Here is a 16,662-nt window from a genome sequence, read left to right as displayed (position 1 = left end):
GCCACGGCCGACCACGAGGTGGCGGAGAAGCGGGCCGTGCGCGTCACCACACCAACAGACCCGGCGGTCCGGCGTCCAACCAGGGCCATCCCGGTAAACCACGCCAAGGGCCTCGCCCGAACAGCGCCGCTTTCCAGGGCTGGCGATCTTTGGCTAATGATCTTTTTTGGGGAACCCCCACGGGCTGGCCGCCGCACTGCGTGCCGTTGGCCCGCTGGGCTATCCGTAGATCAGATAGAAACGGCCCCGCCTCCGGCGGGGCTCTTGATGGTTGCTGTAGGGCCGCCAGGCCCCGCGAGGTACTGGCCGCCGCGTATGCCCGCCTGGAACAGCGAGAGCACGACTCCTGACCCATACGCGGGGAAGGGGGTAAGCATGCGTACTCCCATGAACGAAGCCCTGATCCGCCACTTCCGCGACCTGCGCGACGGCAGCCACGGCCGGGCCATCTCGCGGGAGGACAAGGAGAGCGTGTTCGTCACGGCGATCGAGCTGCTCGACCCCGTGGCGAAGGCGACGCTGGAGGAACTCAACGCCGACCTGCTGCTCGGCACGGGGGAGGTGGTGGCCAGCGGAGTCACCAGGTCCAAGGAGGGCGGGCTCAACGCGATGTGGTCGCTGACGTGGCCCGAGCAACGCGCCTGCCACGTCCAGCCCATCGCGGTCGTCGCCCACTACGGCGCCGGATTCCACCACCCGCACCTGCGGGGCAACACCGTCGGGGACTGGCCGATGAACATCTTCGACGCCGCGGATGCCCAGGCGCAGATCGACACGCTCCGGGTGATCGCCGCCGGCGACGCCCACAACCTGGTCTTCCAGGAAAGCTACCGTCTCATGCCCGCCATCACCCAGCGAGCCGACGCGCCCTCATAACAGCCATCGTCCGACCCCCTCCCCCGATCACACCCACACGCCCACACCCCTCGCAACATGCGGCACAACTGGCCACACTCCCCCGCTATCGCGCCCCGCGGACCACAAGACCCACACGTCCGGCACGCGCACGCGCCGGGCCCCACGACGCATCCCTATCGACGCGCGCCCACTGCGGGCGGAGGCACCCCAGTGCACGGCAAGCAGTCGTACATGGGGCCGTACCTAAGAGCAGGCCGGATGCCGCCACGCGCCCTCGGGCACCGATGCGGCGTGCGGCGAAACTCGGCGCCACGCGTTCGGCGGCCAAGGCAGGAACCACGGACCCAGGCAACATGGGCTCGCGTTACGGCGGGTGACTTGTGAAGGGTCAGAGGCCGTTTCCTGGAGGGCCATCAGCCGAAGTGCGTCGAGTGGCAGGCCACGGCAACGCGTAAAGAATAAGGATCTTGCCGCCGTGCGCGAGCGGCAGGCGGCAGGCGGCAACGCGTAAAGAACAAGGATCCTTACGCTTCTGTGAAGCCCCTCGCGCGCCCGCCGGCGGATTCGCGCACGGCCGCCGCAACGGCGCCCGCGACATCCGGGTGGAACACGCTGGGGACGATGTAGTTGGGCCCCAGCTCCTCCGGCGTGACAACCGCGGCCAGCGCACGGGCCGCCGCCAGCAGCATCTCCTGCGTCACCCCACCGGCCTGCGCGTCAAGCAGCCCACGGAACACCCCGGGGAAGGCCAGCACGTTGTTGATCTGGTTGGGGTAGTCGGACCGCCCGGTCGCCACCACGGCCGCGTGCTCGCGCGCGTCGTCGGGCGACACCTCGGGCTCCGGGTTGGCCAGCGCGAACACCACCGCGTCGTCGGCCATCGTCGCGATGTCGTCCCCGGTGAGGATTCCCGGCGCGGACACCCCGACGAACACGTCGGCCCCCTTGACCGCCCCCCGCAGGTCCCCGGCGTACCCCTCGGCGTTGGTGTGATCGGCGATCCAGCGCAGCGACTCGTCGAGGTCGTCGCGCCCCTTGTGCACGGCGCCCAGGTAGTCGCACACGATCACGTTGCGCGCCCCCGCCGCCAGCAGCAGCCGCAGCACGGCGTTCCCGGCGGCGCCCGCGCCCGCCATTGTGATCTTGACGGACTCGAGGCTCTTGTTCACGACGCGCAGCGCGTTGGTCAGCGCCGCAAGCACGCAGATCGCGGTCCCGTGCTGGTCGTCGTGGAAGACGGGGATGTCGAGCAGCTCGCGCAGCCGGCGCTCCACCTCGAAGCAGCGCGGCGCGCCGATGTCCTCCAGGTTGATGCCGCCGAACCCGGGAGCGATCACCTGCACGGTCCTGACGATCTCGTCCACGTCCTGCGTGTCCAGGCAGATCGGCCAGGCGTCGATACCGGCGAACCGTTTGAACAGCGCCGCCTTGCCCTCCATGACCGGCAGCGCCGCCTCCGGCCCGATGTTGCCCAGTCCCAGCACGGCCGAGCCGTCCGTGACGACGGCCACGGTGTTGCGCTTGATGGTCAGGCGCCGTGCGTCCTCCTTGTTGCGCGCGATCGCCATCGACACGCGTGCCACGCCCGGCGTGTACGCCATCGACAGCTCGTCGCGGTTACGCAGCGGCACCTTCGACACCATCTCGATCTTGCCGCCGAGGTGCATGAGGAACGTGCGGTCGGACACCTTGTGGATGACGACGCCCTCGACGGCCTCGAGCTGGTCGACGATGGCCTGGGCGTGGTCGGTGTCCCTGGCGGCGCAGGTCACGTCGATGCGGAGCTTTTCGTGGCCCGCGGTGGTGACGTCGAGGGCGGTCACCACGCCCCCGGCGGTCTCTACGGCGTGGGTGAGCTGGCTCACGGCCTTGCCGCCTGCGGGCACCTCGAGCCGCACGGTGATGGAATAGGACACACTCGGGACGGTCGCCACGTCAATCGCTCCTTCGGGACTGACCAAGAAGTCCTCCCATGTTAGGGGGAGTTAGGTCAATCCAGTGCCTCGGCAGCGGTGACGATCAGTTCGACGCACGTCGGAACGGGGATCGTGGTGCTGTCCACGACCAGATGATATTGACACGCGTCCGCTGGATCCGTGCGGTAGAAGTGGCGCCAGTAGGCCATTCTGGCCCGGTCATTGTCCTCGATGATCCGGCGCGCCTCGCGCTCGCTGACCTCGCCCAGCGTGGCCGTCTGCCGGATCCTGCGTTTGACCGGGGCGTCGAGCCTGACGTGGAGCGCGCCGGGGTGCTCGGCGAGGACCACGGCGCCGGCCCGGCCCAGGAAGACGCCGCCCTGTGTGCGGGCGGTCTCCTTCATCATGCGCTCGGTACGGCGCACGAACTCCTCGGGCGCGAGTGGCATCACGCCGGGAACGTACATGTCCACGCCGCCGAACGTGACCGTCGGCAGCCGCATCGCCCCGGACAGAAGCCTGCCGAGGCCGTGCTCGGCACGGTCGTCGTGCGCGAGCGCCTCCTCCAGCGTGCAGCCGAGCTCCTGGGCGACGGCACTGGGAATGGCCCGGTCGACGAAAGGCACGCCGAGGCACTCGGCCACGGCCGGGCCGATCTGGCTCCCGGCCGTGCCGTATGTCGCCGATATGGTGACGACCCGCATAGCCCCAGGTTAGAACAGAGCGCTCGCCAAAGCTCTACGTGCTTTTGCCAAAGATGGGTCGTCGGACGGCAACGCGTCGAACAGGCCGAGCAAATGACGCCTGGCCTTGTCGCGCTCGTCGCCCGAGGTGCGCTTGACCACGGCGATGACGCGGTCGAACGCCTCGTCCACCGAGCCCGACATCATCTCCAGGTCGGCGGCAAGCAGCTGCGCGTCGAGGTCGGCGGGGTCCTGCAGGCGCCGCTGGACGTCGGCGGGGTCGACGCCCTCCGTGCGCTTGATCAGGCTGACGCCGGCCAGGCCCATCTTGGCGTCCTCGTCGCCGGGAGCGCGGGCCAGCAGCCGCTGGTAAGCCTCCGCCGCCGCGTCCAGGTCGCCGCTCTCGATCGCCTGCTCGGCGGCGGCCAGGTCGGGGTCGACAGGCGGGCCCGCAGGCGCCTCCTGCTCCTCGGCCGCGGGCGGCCGTGCGTCGGGGTTGGCCTGATAGAACTGCTCGACCGCGCTCATCAGCTCGTCGAGCCAGCGGCGCACCTCCTGCTCGGGCAGCACCTGCTGGAAGCCGGTGACGGCCTGCCCCTGGAAGATGGCCAGCACGGTCGGCACGGCCTGCACGCGCAGCGCCTGGGCGATCTGCGGGCTGGCGTCCACGTTGACCTTGGCCAGCACTGCCCGGCCGGCCAGGTCGCCGACGACCTTCTCCAGCACCGGGCTCAGCTGTGCGCTGCCGGGTGCCCTGGGAGACCAGAGGTCGAGAACGATCGGCACTGTCATGGACCGGTCGATGACGTCGGTCGTGAACGTCTCCTCGGTCACGTCGACGGTTGAGGCCGCCGCGCCCGTCTGGGGACCTGTCGCCTCCCGCCGGGCCTGCGCCTCCAGTGCCTGCTTGCGCGCGCCCAGATCTATCGCTCCGTAGAGCGACCCGGGCCTAGAGAAGTCCGCCATGCTCTTCATCTTGCCGCATGGACGGGCCTGCGAAGTCACCCGCCGCGACCCTGAGCGTACGCAGCTGGTCGAACATCTGGTGGAGTTCGTTCTCGGCGTACATGCCGAGGCCGAATTCGGCGGCCATCAGGTCGCCGGTGGCCCGCCGTACGACGTCCCTGCCCGCGGCGGTGATTTCGGCCAGCACGCCGCGTCCGTCGCGGGGGTTGGGCAGGCGGCAGACGAATCCGGATTTCTCCAACCTGTCCACCGTGTTCGTGACGCTGGTGGGGTGGACCATGAGCCGTTCGCCGATCTTCGACAGCGGGAGCGCACCTGTCCTGCTGAACGTCAGCAGGACCAACGCCTCATATCGGGCGAAGGTCAGGTCATAGGGCTTCAGGAGCGAGTCAAGTTGCGACAGCAGGATCTGATGCGCTCTCATGATCGAGGTCACGGCCGCCATGGCGGCGGAGGGCCCGAAGTGCGCGCGCCAGCTCTCCGCGGCGCGGTCGATGGGGTCGAACGGCAGGTTGAGCGGCTTCGGCTGGGACACAGCGCTACGTTAGCGCGCCTGTCGTCCCGGTTTCGTCCGACTACCTGGAGCGACAGGCCTTCCCGCTTGACCAAGAATCCGGACGTCAATCATCACGCTCAGTTATGGTGCTCGTACGTATGGTGACGCGGAAACCAAGTCCATCAGCCTGTGGGGACCGGCCGGACTGATCGTTTCCGCCTTGCCGAGGGGCACGGGGGGTACTTGATGAAGTGCAACGGGACAACGGGTGCGTGAGCACGCGGGCGTTTCACGAGAGGAGCTGAAGCAGAGCGCGGCCGTCACGGTGGCCGTGCTGCTGGCTGTCGGCCTGGTCGCGGCGTGGAACGTCCTCATTCCAGGCGTGGACGCGTGGGAGAACATCGTGGCCGCGGTCATCGGCTCGCTCCGGTTGACCGGGCCCGTGGCCGCGGCCTTCGCCGCGTGGGTGGCGTTGCGCAAGCGCAGGGCGCTGCGCGGCCGCTCGCTCACGACGTGGCGGGCGCTCAAAGCGCCGCTGGCGATCGTGGTGGTGGTCCTGGGGTCGTTCGGGGCGACCGTGCTGGTGCTGGCGATCAAGACGGTGCTCACCGACCAGGCGGGCCGGCTGAGCCTGTCGGGGCTGGGCATGGGCATGGCGGGGCTGGCGCTGTACTCGGTGATCGGGTGGGTGGCCGGCTGGGTGCTGCCCAGGACGTTCACGCCGCCGCTGGCCGGGCTGGCCTGTTACGGGGCGTTCTCGTGGCTGGCCGACGACCGGGGCTGGGCGGACAAGCTGGCGCCCGGCACCGGTGAGCCGTACGACCTGTTCCAGGGGCTGAGCGGGGCGCCGTTCTTCGACCAGACGATCTGGCTGCTGGGCGTCACGGCGGCGCTGCTGCTCGGCTGGGCGGCGCTGGTGACCAGGCAGGCGCTGGTGCTGGCGTGCGCGCTGCTGGCGGTACTCGCGGCGGGGATGGGCGTGTCGCGGGTGCTGACGCAGACCAAGCCGGCCGCGGCGGAGGACATCGCGTACAGCTGCCAGGAGTGGCCGATCACGGTGTGTGTGCATCCGGGGATGCGGGCGGGGCTGACCGAGCTGGGGGCGGCGTTCACGCAGATCGCCTCGCGGCTGGCCGGAACGCCGGCGGCGTTCACGCGGGTGGAGCAGCGGCCGCTCGACGACGAGCTGAAGCCGTCCAGCGGGCTCGCGCCGATCCACGTGCCCGATCTTTCCGCGGGGTTCGCGGAGGAGGCGGCGTACGAGTACATCGAGTCGCTGGCCGCCAAGTGCCCTGGGACGGTGGCGAACGGCTACCGGGAGATCGTGATGGCCTGGCTGCGCGGGGAGCCGCTGCCCGGGGGGCCGCTGCCGGAGCATCAGTACGCGGCGTCGTGGTTCTCGTGGCTGAGCGAGCACCAGCGGCGGGAGTGGCTGCGGATGTTCTACAGCGACTTCCAGAACTGCGGGCTGTCGAGCACACACTTCGGCGGCGGGCCGACGCGGCCCGCGCTGGCGTCGCCGCCGGTGCGGCCGGGGCCGGAGTCCACCCAGGTGTATCCGGTGTATCCGGACCCCACTGGCACGCCGACGACGAGCACGGTGCCGGACACGCTGGACCCGGGCGCCGCCACACAGTGGGCGCCCCCGCAGGCCGCCTGGCAGTGGGCGTCCGGGCGGTCGCCCGCGGACGGCGGCACGGCGGCCGTGCCCGGGCAGACCGCCACGACCGGCGGCGCGGCGCGGACGTCCGGTCCGTCGGCGGTGGTCGGCGGCACGCCGGTCGCGGCCGGATGGGCGACACCGGGCGCGCCCACCGCCGGGTGGGCGTCGAGCACGTCGCAGGGCGGCAGATCCCATGGTGTGCAGAGCGGCGGGCCACACGCCGGGCACGGCAGCGCGACGCACCCCGGACAGAGCAGCGCGACGCACCCCCGAGAGAGCAGCGCAACGCACCCCGGACAGAGCAGCGGGACGCCCGCCGGGCACGGTGGCGGGACGCCCGCCGGGCAGAGCAGCTGGACTCAGGGTAGGCGGGATGGCGGGCCGCAGGCCGGTCAGAGCGGCGGCCAGGGCAACGGGGCGCACGGCGAGCCTGGTGACCGGGTGCTGAGCGGCCCGACAAGCGGATCACACGGCGTGCAGGGCGGCGAACCTCACGGCCAGGCCGGGAGCGCGTACGGGTGGCAGGCGGGCGGCACCCCGGGCGACTGGTCGCGGACGACGTCCGAGGCCGGGTGGGCGCCCGGCATGTCCGGGGCAGGGTGGGGACCTGCCGTGGTGGCGGAATCGGAGATGTCACCAAACAGCTGGCAATGATGATCCGCCAGCGGGTAGTCATGCGGGCATGACGACTTCCCGTACGACGTCGCCCGAGGTCATTCCCAGGCGGCGCCGCAGGTGGCGATATGTGGCAGGTTTCCTGGTCCTGGCCGTTCTGCTCGTGGTGGCCGGGCGCCTGGCCTGGACCTGGCTCAACCCGATGGGCGAGCAGACCATCGACCGCAGCCAACCGGTGCTGCTGCAGTCGATCAAGGATCTGAGCCGGTTCGAGGCCGCCACGGGAAACTTCCAGGTGGTCGTGGACCTGGAGAAGGACGCGAACTTCCTGCCCGACGCGATCAAGGGCACCAGGACATTGTTCGTCGGGGCGGGCGGCGTGGACGCCTACGTTGACTTCTCCGCCATGGCGACGAACGCGGTGACGGTCTCGCAGGACCGCACCGAGGCGACCCTACGGCTCCCGCGCGCCCAGTTGGAGAAGCCCAACCTGGACAACAGCCGCTCGTACGTGTTCGCGCAGCAGCGCGGCCTGTTCGACCGCGTCCAGGACTTCCTGTCGGGCTCCCCCGGAGACCAGCGCGAGCTCTACCTGCTCGCCGAGAAGAAGATCTCCGAGGCCGCCGTGGCGAGCGACCTGCGTACGAGGGCCGACGCCAACACCAAGGCGATGCTCTCCGGCATGCTCAAATCGCTCGGCTTCTCGAAGGTCACGGTCAAGTTCACCGACGAACCCTAGGACGCTCTCACAGCGGCCTAAGGCCCCTGTGCGCCCGCCTAAGTACCTCCCCAGCTGCCCTTACGCCCGGAGATAAGGCATACGCCCGATGTGCGGAGGAGGGCCTTAGGAGGAGTCTTAAGACTGCAGACGAAAGCAACGCACACACAGCACAGGAGCACTCGGATGAACGCCGAACTCGAATACACGATCATGCAGCACCGCGCCTCCGAACTTCGCCGGGCGGCCGCCGAGCACCGGCGCGTCCAGGAGGCAGTGAAGGGCCTGCGGTCCGAGCGCCGTCACCGCTCGGTCTTCGCCAAGCTCCTCGCCTCATGACCGCCCACAAGCAGCCCGGCCGCATCCTCCCTCGCGGCCGGGCTGAACAGCCCCCGTAAGGGGGCGCTCGACCACGTCGAGCACGCGTTACGGGGCCCCGGTCCATTCCTGGTCGGACCGGGGCATCGCGCTGTTCAGACGATGACCACGAGAAGCGCCGTTATCGCGCAGATTCGCGGGCCTGAGCGCCGTCACACGGTGATGACCATCTTGCCGCGCGCATGACCCTTCGCGAGCTCGCGAACGGCCTCAGACGCCTCGCTCAGCGGAAACGTCTTGTCCACCACCGGTGTGATCTTGCCCTGCTCCGCCAGCTCGGCCAGCCTCTCGAGGAGCTCCAGCTTCGGGAAGGCGAAGACGACCAGCGGCCGCCGACGGGTGAACGGTCCCAGCAGGACCGTACGGAGCTGCCGGTCCATCCCCGCCAGCCACCGGCCGCCCTCCTCCCCGCCGACGATGACGAACGTGCCGAGCGGAGTCAGCGCCCGTCGCAGGTGGGACAGCGAACGGTTGCCGGCCGTGTCGACGATGAGGTCGTAGCGGCGCTTACCGTCCGCGAAGTCCTCCACCGTGTAGTCCACGACGTCGTCCGCGCCGATCGACCGGACGAGCTCTACCTTGGACGTGCTGCACACGCCGGTGACCTCCGCACCGAAGGCCTTGGCCAGCTGCACCGCGAACGTCCCCACGCCCCCGCCTGCCCCGATGACCAGGACCTGCTGCCCCGGCCGCACCTTCCCGGCGTCGCGCAGCGCCATCAGCGCGGTCATTCCGGACGTCGGCAGCGCCGCGGCCTGCTCGAACGTCAAGTTCTCCGGAATCGGCGCAAGCCTGTCCTGCGGGGTGCGGGCGAGCTCGGCGAAGGCGCCGTCGCACGTGCCGAACACCCGATCGCCCGGCTTGACCCTGGTGACGTTGGCGCCGATCGCCTGGACTTCGCCCGCCACGTCGGTGCCGATCAGGGGATTCCTGGGCCTGCGCAGGCCGATGGCGGGGCGCATGAGGTACGGCACGCCCTCCATGAGGTGCCAGACACCCATGTCGACGCCGGCCGCGTGGACGCGTAACACCACTTCGTCATCGCCGGGCGCCGGCTGCTCCACTTCCCCGAGCCGGAGGACGTCGGCCGGGCCGTATGTGTCGCGGATGACGGCTTTCATGTCATTTCTCCAGTTCAGCGTTCGGATACTGGAACACGTCGTCGAGCGGCACGCCGAACACGTGGGCGATCTGGAAGGCCATCTCGAGGGACGGCGAATAGCGGCCCTGCTCGATGGCGATGATGGTCTGCCTGGTCACCCCGACCCGATCGGCCAGCTCCGCCTGCGTCATCTCGCCGTGCGCGAACCGCAGCGCACGGATCGAGTTCGTGACCTTCGTGGGCTTCACCACGACGGGATCCCCCGCCGGTAGGCGACGATCTTGACGATCGAGCCCAGCACGGCCTGCAGGGCGAACGCCAGGTAGAGCGTGTTGGCGATCCAGAAGTGGTCCCACTCGGCCATCGCCATCACGAGCGCCGCGATGCCGCCGGCGACAAGGAACGACTGGCCGGCGTACTCGCCGTACCGGTTGATCTCCCGGTCGCGCTGGTCCTTCTTACCGACATCACTGGGCGCGACCATGCTGACCACGATGACCAGCAGGATCGACGCCACGATCGCGCCGCCAATGCTCCACAACAGCGGGGCCACGTAGGGCACTTCAGTGAGGGGGATGGTGCGCGCCCGGCCCAGGATGATCGCGAGGTACGCCCCGTAGCCGCAGACGGAGACCACCAGCATGACCCAGGCGCGTTTCTCTTCGGATGCCATGTCTCGAATGTAAAGCAACACGGACATCGTGTCTATAATTTTTTACATCACTGAGGTCGCGCCACAAGAGCGGTCTCAGTGGGCCGGAAGGCTACGACTTGGGGACGGTGATGAGGAGGGCGTCGCCCTGGCCGCCACCACCACACAGACCCGCCGCGCCCAGGCCGCCACCCCGGCGCTTCAGCTCGTACGCCAGCGTCAGCACGATCCTCGCGCCCGACGCGCCGATCGGGTGGCCCAGGGCTATGCCGCCGCCGTTGACGTTGATCTTGTCCAGCGGCACGCCGAGTTCCTTGGCCGACTGCAGGACCACGCTCGCGAACGCCTCGTTGATCTCGATCAGGTCCAGGTCCTCGGCCGTCACGCCCTGCTTCGCCATGGCCTGCTTGATGGCGTTCGCCGGCTGCGACTGGAGCGAGGCGTCCGGACCTGCCACGTTGCCGTGCCTGCCGAGCTCCGCCAGCCACTCCAGGCCGAGCTCCTCGGCCTTCGACTTGGACATGACGACCACCGCGCAGGCGCCGTCGGAGATCTGGGAGGCCGAGCCCGCCGTAATCGTGCCGTCGGCGGCGAAGGCCGGGCGGAGCTTGGCCAGCGTCTCCACCGTGGTGTCCCCGCGTACGCCCTCGTCCTCCTTGACGACCACGGGCTCCCCGCGCCGCTGCGGGATCTCCACCGGGACGATCTCTTCGTCGAAGAGGCCGTTCTTGATCGCTGCGGCGGCGAGCTGGTGGGAACGGGCCGACAGAGCGTCCTGATCCTCGCGGCCGATGCCGAGCCTGGCGTTGTAGCGCTCGGTCGACTCCCCCATCGCGCACTGGTCGAACGCGCAGAACAGGCCGTCGTGGGCCATCGAGTCGATCACTTCTGAGCCGCCGTACTTGACGCCCTTGCGTAGTCCGGGCAGCAGGTGGGGGGCGTTGGTCATGGACTCCATGCCGCCGGCCACCACGATGTCGAACTCGCCCGCGCGGATGAGCTGGTCGGCCAGGGCGATCGCGTCCAGGCCCGACAGGCAGACCTTGTTGATCGTGATCGAGGGCACGGTCATCGGGATGCCGGCCTTGACGGCGGCCTGGCGCGAGGGGATCTGACCGGCGCCGGCCTGCAGGACCTGGCCCATGATGACGTACTCGACGGCCTCCGGCGCCACCCCTGCCCGCTCCAGGGCGGCCTTGATGGCGATGCCGCCCAGCTCGACGGCCGACTGGCCGGACAGCGAGCCGAGGAGCTTGCCGATGGGAGTACGTGCTCCGGCAACAATGACGGAACGGGACATGACAACGGCCTCCTGTGCTCGCGCGTCGGCTTCTTTGACACGATACCCACGGGTAGGACGAGGCTGACTATGGAGGTGGACCACACATGTTCATGCGTATCGACCACATCGGGATCGCCTGCCGCGACCTGGAGGAGAAGATCGCGTTCTTCTCCGAGACCTTCGAGCTCACCGTCGTGGCCAGGGAGGTCAACGAGGAGCAAGGGGTGAAGGAGGCCATGCTGCACATCGCCGACGGCGAAGGTGGGGGCTCCTACATTCAGCTCCTGGAGCCTCTCTCCGAAGATTCGCCTGTGGGAAAATTCCTGGCCAAGCGGGGCGAGGGAGTTCATCACGTTGCTTTCGGTGTACGCGACGTCACGGAAACCATGGATAAGATCCACCAGAAGGGTGTGAGGCTCCTGGACGAACGTCCCCGGCACGGGTCGATGGGCTCGCAGATCGCCTTCCTGCATCCCAAGGATGTAGGGGGCATGCTGACGGAGTTGGTCCAGGCGGCGAAGCCCCAGTAATCGTACAAAAACGTTCATATGTAACTAGTCACGCAGAAAGTTGGACGGGGCTTCGCAGGCAGCACCAGCGGAGTACGCTTGACCTTCCACCGGACATGGAGCCTGCCGCGAGGCACAGGTTCCTTGGCTCGGATGCCCCGAACCCCCCGTCCGGCCCGTGTAGCCGTCTCGACAACCCAGGATCGAGCCTCCATGCAGTCCGACATCGACGCCCAGCTCAATAACTTCTTCGAAGACGCCCCAGCACGCGAGTTCGACGTAGTGCTTCGTGGTTACGACCGGCATCAGGTCCACGATCATCTCAAGACAGTCGACCAAGAGCTGCGCCAGGCCCGCGAGCAAGTCTCCAACCTGCAGCGCGATCTGTCCGACTCCCAGCGTCAGCTGCAGGAGCAGGAGCGCCCGACCTACTCCGGTCTCGGCGCCCGCATTGAGCAGCTGCTCCGGCTGGCCGAGGAACAGGCCACGGAGCTGGTGCAGGCCGCAAGGTCCGAGGCTAACGAGATCAAGGCTGCCGCCAAGGTGGAGGCGGCCGACCTGCGTGCCGCCGCCGAGGCCGAGGCCGCCGAGAAGCGCGCCCAGGCCACGCGTGAGACCGACGAGATGCGCACTGCCGCCGACCGGGATGCCGAGGAGATCCGCTCGACCGCCCGCCGCGAGGCCGACGAGCTGACCAACACCACCGAGCGCGAGGCCGCCAAGCTGCGAGCCACGGCCGACCACGAGGTGGCGGAGAAGCGGGCCGACGCCGAGCGGGAGATCGCCAAGCTCCGCACAACCACCGAGCGCGAGGTCGCCCAGCTGCGGGCCTCCACCAAGCGCGAGCGCGACGAGGTCCTGACCACCGCCAAGCGGCAGGCCGACGAGATGCGCGCGCAGGCTCAGCGGGTGCTGGAGGAGTCGGAGGCCAAGCGCGCACAGGACGAGGCGGAGTTCGAGATCCAGCTCGCCGCCCGCCGGGAGGAGGCCGAGCGCCAGGAGGCCGAGCGCCACGCCACCGCCCAGGCCCACACGCAGAAGCTGGTCGCCGAGGCCGAGCAGCGGGCCGCCACGGCCGAGTCGCGGGCCACGAAGGCCACCCAGCAGGCCGACCAGACCCGCCGCGAGGCCGACCTGCACGCCAAGCAGCTCGTCGCGAACGCCCGTAAGAGCGCCGAGACCATCGTGGCCGACGCCAAGTCGAGCGCCGAGACGATCGTCACCGAGGCGAAGACCGAGGCCGACCGCACCCGTACGGCGATGCAGCGCCAGGTCGACGAGCTCACCCGCCAGCGCGACAGCATCACCAGCCACCTGGCGCAGCTGCGCCAGCTGCTCGGTGGGGCGGCCCTGCCGGGCATGGAGCCGGAGCCCGCGGTCGCCGCGGCCCCGCCGAAGCCCGCGATCGCCGCGCCCGCGCCCGTGGTCGAGGCTCCGGCTCCGGCCCCAGCGCCGGCTCCCAAGGTCGAGGCCAAGTCCGAGGACGACGCGGAGTGGTGGCAGGAGTAGACATCCGCTTCACGGGGGCTGAGTGACGGGTGGAGAGAGCCTGGCGATCCGATGGTCGCTAGGCTCTCTCTTTGTCTTTGATGTCGAGTCCGTACCGTCATGCTTTGTCGCCGACGTTCTGGGGAGTCCTGTTGTCCACAGAAGCCGAGCCCGCGGCCGCCGCCGAGCGGGACGCGCCCGAGGGCGAAAGGGCGCCCAAGGCGGAAAGCGTCCCCAAGGAGAACTCAGAGGGCCAGGAGGACCTGGCCGCGCAGCCGTACGGGATCCCCGGCAAGCCGCTGACGCGCGGTCCGTTCCTGTTCGGGCTGGTCGGCGGGCTCGGGGTGCTGACGGCGATCGCGATCGGCCAGATGGTCGTCAACTCGCTGAGCACGATCATCCTCGTAGTGGTGGCGATGTTCCTGGCCGTCGGCCTCAACCCGGCCGTCGAGACGTTACAGCGCAAGGGCCTGGCCAGGCGGGGCGCGATCTCGATCGTGTTCGCCGGCGTCATCGTGGCGTTCGCGCTGTTCGGGCTGGCCGTGGTGCCGCCGGTGAGCCAGGAGCTGACGGACTTCGTCGCGGCGGTGCCCGGATACCTCAACGAGTTGCAGAACCATCCGACGCTGCGGCAGCTCGACGCCGAGTACAAAATCATCTCGCAGCTCACGACGTTCGTCACGGGCACGCTGGGGCCGTCGCTGGCCAGCGGGATCATGGGCGCGGGCCTGGTGGTGCTGGACAGCGTGTTCACGACCGTGACGTTGCTGGTCCTCATGCTCTACTTCCTCGGCTCGCTGCACACGATCAAGGACTACCTGCTCAAGCTCGTGCCGTCCTCGCGCCGGGTACGCACCCGTGCGATCAGCGAGGAGATCCTCACCGGCATCGGCGGCTACGTCGCGGGCAACGTGCTGATCTCGGTCATCGCGGGCGTGCTCACGTGGATCTTCCTGTCCATCGCGGGCGTCAAGTACGCGCTCGCGCTCGCCCTGGTCGTCGCGCTGACGGACCTGATCCCACTGGTGGGAGCCACGATCGGCGCGGTGCTCGTGACCGGCGTGGCGTTCCTGCAGTCGGCGCCCGCCGGCATCGCATGCGCGATCTTCTTCGTGCTCTACCAGCAGGTCGAGAACTACCTCATCTACCCCAGGGTGATGAAGCGCTCGGTGGACGTGGCGCCTGCCGTGACGGTGATCGCGGCGTTGTTCGGCGGCGCGCTGCTGGGGATCGTCGGCGCGTTGCTGGCCATCCCGGTGGCCGCGGCGATCGCCCTGATCATCCGCGAGGTCGTCATCCCACGTCAGTCACAGGCCTGACGATCATCGCCGTACGCCGCCCAGCTCCGTCCTGAGGAACTCGGTCACCGCCGCGTTGAACGCCTCCGGCTGCTCGACCGCGCTCAGATGACCGGCCTTCGGGATGACCTCCAGCCGGCCGCCGGGCACGGCCCGCGCCATCGCCTCGGCGTCGGCGGGCGGCGACAGCTCGTCCTCCTCACCCACGAGGATCAGCAGGGGCACCTTGAGCGCGCCGAGCGTGTCGAATGAGTCAGGCCGCGCGGCCATGGCCCGCTGCGCCCAGGCGACGGCGCCCGGCGGTGCGGACTGCACCAGCCCTTTGACGCGCCCGAACACCATGGCGCGCCGCTCCTTGGTCGTGAGCCCGAGGAGCGTCGGCAGCACGTCGCTGACCAGCACGTCGCCGCCGTCGGACAGCACGGCCCGCGCGATACGTTCCCTGTTCTCCCTCGCCGGAGCCGGGTCGGGGCTCGCCTTGGTGTCGGCCAGAATGGCGCCGAGCAGCCGGTCGGGGTGCCGCCGGCAGAACGCCATGGTCACGTAGCCGCCCATGGACAGCCCGCCGACCACTGCCCTGTCGAGGCCCTCCTCGTCCAGCAGCCTGGCGACGTCGTCGGCCATGAGGTCGAGCGACGGCTCGTCCTCGCCCAGCCGCGACCCGCCGAAACCGCGCAGGTCAGGGGTGATGACCCGGCAGACCTTGGCCAGTCCTTCCCGCTGGGCCAGCCACATCGCCGACGACAGCGGGAACGCGTGAAGCAGCACAACCGGGAGCCCGGTCCCGGCCGATCTCGTGTAGAGCTGCACGGACCACACGGTAGCCGGGTTCGCGGCCGTGAGCACTCAATGTCGTATGCCGATATACCCCCATAACGCGGACCGCTTTCCTGCGCAGAGCTTGTCAGGGCAGATCACCGACGTCCCCACCACGCGACCTACCTACGGTGATCCGCACCGGCCTCCTGGGACACGAGACCGCCCGCACGGGCTCGGAGGCCCGCCACACCGAGGCGGCCCACAGCGGTCACGGCGCCGGCCGCACGCGCTCCACTGGCACGTGAACGGGTGCGGGTGCGGGTGGGGTGCGGCCGGTGGGATGCGGCCGTCGAATGCGGGTGTCGGGGACGGGCGTCGGGCATGTGCGCCCAGTGCGGGCGTCGGGCACGTGCGCCGGGTGCGGGTGTGGCGGGCTTGGGGTGGGTGGTCAGATGGCGGTGGCGCCGCCATCGATGAACAGGACCTGGCCCGTCATGTACGCCGACGCCGCGCTGGCCAGGAAGACCGCCGGCTGGGCCATCTCCTCCACGGTCCCCCAGCGCCGCATGGGCACGGAGCCGACCGTGGCCGCGCTGGACGCCTCGTCCTCCCACAGGTTGCGGTTGAGCTCCGTGGCCGTCCAGCCGGGGCACAGGGCGTTCACCCGTACGCCGGCCTGCGCCCACTCCACGGCGAGCGTCTTGGTGAGCGCCACCAAGCCGGCCTTGGCGGCGGCGTAAGGAGCGAGGAAGGGCGCGCCGAGGGCGGCCACCGACGCCACGTTGATGACCGACGCGCCGCCCCGCTCCAGCAAGTGCGGGGCGGCCGCGTGGCAGACGACCATGGCGGAGTCCAGGTTGAGCCGCATGAGCTTGTCCCAGCCGGACAGCCGCAGGTCCTTGAACTCGACCATGAAGTTCGAGCCGCCGGCGTTGTTGACAAGGATGTCGAGGTGGCCGAGCGCGCCGACGGCGGCCGCCACGGCGCCGGCGGCGGCGTCACGGTCGGTGAGGTCGGCGGGGATGACGACGGCCCGCCGGCCCAGCGCCTCGATCTCCTTGCCGACCTCGGCGAGGCTCTCGGCGGACCGGGACACGAGCGCGACGTCGGCCCCCGCCTCGGCGTAGGCGACCGCGATGGCCCGCCCGATCCCCTTCGACGCCCCGGTGACCAAGGCCTGCTTCCCACTCAGATCGAACGCGCCCACGCCGCCTCCTCAGCTAGAACCGAATAATATTCTAACCCGATGGGGGGCCCGAACGGGCCCGGATGGCCAGGC

The 16,662-nt window shown here is 69.7% G+C and carries 17 protein-coding genes; 7 read left to right on the top strand and 10 right to left on the bottom strand.

The window, feature by feature from the left end:
- The first annotated feature begins 375 nt into the window (after positions 1–375).
- Positions 376–876 (top strand): hypothetical protein, encoded by a 501-nt coding sequence (locus tag ACTWPT_RS01205; RefSeq protein ID WP_443175532.1) that lies wholly within the window; start codon positions 376–378, stop codon positions 874–876.
- A 506-nt stretch (positions 877–1,382) separates the two neighbouring features.
- Here ACTWPT_RS01205 and ACTWPT_RS01200 read toward each other — a convergent pair.
- From ACTWPT_RS01200 to ACTWPT_RS01185, 4 genes are read right to left on the bottom strand one after another with little or no spacing between them, the layout of a single operon-like run.
- Positions 1,383–2,792, bottom strand: coding sequence for an NAD-dependent malic enzyme (locus ACTWPT_RS01200; RefSeq protein WP_443175320.1), 1,410 nt, complete (start codon positions 2,790–2,792; stop codon positions 1,383–1,385).
- 56 nt (positions 2,793–2,848) lie between these two features.
- Complete coding sequence (locus ACTWPT_RS01195) at positions 2,849–3,478, bottom strand: AAA family ATPase (RefSeq protein WP_443175319.1); 630 nt, start codon at positions 3,476–3,478, stop codon at positions 2,849–2,851.
- Between the two features lie 9 nt (positions 3,479–3,487).
- On the bottom strand, positions 3,488–4,423 hold the full coding sequence (locus ACTWPT_RS01190; protein WP_443175318.1) for a tetratricopeptide repeat protein: 936 nt from the start codon (positions 4,421–4,423) through the stop codon (positions 3,488–3,490).
- Complete coding sequence (locus tag ACTWPT_RS01185; protein WP_443175317.1) at positions 4,407–4,958, bottom strand: MarR family winged helix-turn-helix transcriptional regulator; 552 nt, start codon at positions 4,956–4,958, stop codon at positions 4,407–4,409. Before ACTWPT_RS01185 ends, ACTWPT_RS01190 begins: the two co-directional genes overlap by 17 nt.
- A 229-nt stretch (positions 4,959–5,187) precedes the next feature.
- On the opposite strand from ACTWPT_RS01185, the gene ACTWPT_RS01180 reads away from it, so the two are divergent.
- The 3 genes from ACTWPT_RS01180 to ACTWPT_RS01170 all read left to right on the top strand — a co-directional run bounded on the left by ACTWPT_RS01180 (position 5,188) and on the right by ACTWPT_RS01170 (position 8,254).
- A complete protein-coding gene (locus ACTWPT_RS01180) occupies positions 5,188–7,236 on the top strand; it encodes a hypothetical protein (protein ID WP_443175316.1) in 2,049 nt (682 codons plus the stop codon).
- A 28-nt stretch (positions 7,237–7,264) separates the two neighbouring features.
- Positions 7,265–7,936: a DUF4230 domain-containing protein gene (locus ACTWPT_RS01175; RefSeq protein WP_443175315.1), complete on the top strand. Its 672-nt coding sequence runs from the start codon at positions 7,265–7,267 to the stop codon at positions 7,934–7,936.
- Between the two features lie 165 nt (positions 7,937–8,101).
- Entirely contained in the window at positions 8,102–8,254 is a 153-nt protein-coding gene (locus tag ACTWPT_RS01170) for a hypothetical protein (protein ID WP_443175314.1), read from the top strand.
- Positions 8,255–8,445: 191 nt separating this feature from the next.
- Here ACTWPT_RS01170 and ACTWPT_RS01165 read toward each other — a convergent pair whose 3' ends face one another.
- From ACTWPT_RS01165 to ACTWPT_RS01150, 4 genes are all read right to left on the bottom strand, one after another.
- Positions 8,446–9,414 carry an NAD(P)-dependent alcohol dehydrogenase gene (locus tag ACTWPT_RS01165; RefSeq protein WP_443175313.1) on the bottom strand — a complete coding sequence of 323 codons (969 nt, stop codon included), beginning with the start codon at positions 9,412–9,414 and terminating at the stop codon, positions 8,446–8,448.
- A gap of 1 nt (position 9,415) precedes the next feature.
- Complete coding sequence (locus tag ACTWPT_RS01160) at positions 9,416–9,646, bottom strand: helix-turn-helix transcriptional regulator (RefSeq protein WP_305918356.1); 231 nt, start codon at positions 9,644–9,646, stop codon at positions 9,416–9,418.
- The gene (locus ACTWPT_RS01155) at positions 9,640–10,068 is read right to left on the bottom strand and encodes a hypothetical protein (RefSeq protein WP_443175312.1); all 429 of its coding nucleotides are present in this window, start codon (positions 10,066–10,068) and stop codon (positions 9,640–9,642) included. Before ACTWPT_RS01155 ends, ACTWPT_RS01160 begins: the two co-directional genes overlap by 7 nt.
- Before the next feature lie 91 nt (positions 10,069–10,159).
- Positions 10,160–11,347, bottom strand: coding sequence for an acetyl-CoA C-acetyltransferase (locus ACTWPT_RS01150; RefSeq protein ID WP_443175311.1), 1,188 nt, complete (start codon positions 11,345–11,347; stop codon positions 10,160–10,162).
- Between the two features lie 86 nt (positions 11,348–11,433).
- Between ACTWPT_RS01150 and mce the strand changes: the two genes are divergently transcribed.
- From mce to ACTWPT_RS01135, 3 genes are all read left to right on the top strand, one after another.
- The gene (mce, locus tag ACTWPT_RS01145) at positions 11,434–11,859 is read left to right on the top strand and encodes a methylmalonyl-CoA epimerase (RefSeq protein WP_443175310.1); all 426 of its coding nucleotides are present in this window, start codon (positions 11,434–11,436) and stop codon (positions 11,857–11,859) included.
- A gap of 192 nt (positions 11,860–12,051) precedes the next feature.
- Positions 12,052–13,347, top strand: a complete 1,296-nt coding sequence (locus ACTWPT_RS01140) for a DivIVA domain-containing protein (RefSeq protein WP_443175309.1) — start codon at positions 12,052–12,054, stop codon at positions 13,345–13,347.
- Positions 13,348–13,451: 104 nt separating this feature from the next.
- On the top strand, positions 13,452–14,645 hold the full coding sequence (locus ACTWPT_RS01135; protein ID WP_443175308.1) for an AI-2E family transporter: 1,194 nt from the start codon (positions 13,452–13,454) through the stop codon (positions 14,643–14,645).
- A 3-nt stretch (positions 14,646–14,648) separates the two neighbouring features.
- On the opposite strand, the gene ACTWPT_RS01130 is transcribed toward ACTWPT_RS01135, so the two are convergent.
- Together ACTWPT_RS01130 and ACTWPT_RS01125 are read right to left on the bottom strand one after the other, a co-directional pair.
- On the bottom strand, positions 14,649–15,434 hold the full coding sequence (locus ACTWPT_RS01130) for an alpha/beta fold hydrolase (protein WP_443175307.1): 786 nt from the start codon (positions 15,432–15,434) through the stop codon (positions 14,649–14,651).
- 397 nt (positions 15,435–15,831) lie between these two features.
- Positions 15,832–16,590 (bottom strand): SDR family NAD(P)-dependent oxidoreductase, encoded by a 759-nt coding sequence (locus ACTWPT_RS01125; protein WP_443175306.1) that lies wholly within the window; start codon positions 16,588–16,590, stop codon positions 15,832–15,834.
- Positions 16,591–16,662: the final 72 nt, after the last annotated feature.

Origin of the sequence: Nonomuraea sp. 3N208, assembly GCF_052245935.1 — a bacterium.
In the GTDB taxonomy this organism is placed as follows: domain Bacteria; phylum Actinomycetota; class Actinomycetes; order Streptosporangiales; family Streptosporangiaceae; genus Nonomuraea.
Note: the sequence above shows the minus strand (reverse complement) of the source record. Positions and strands in the feature narration are given on the sequence as shown.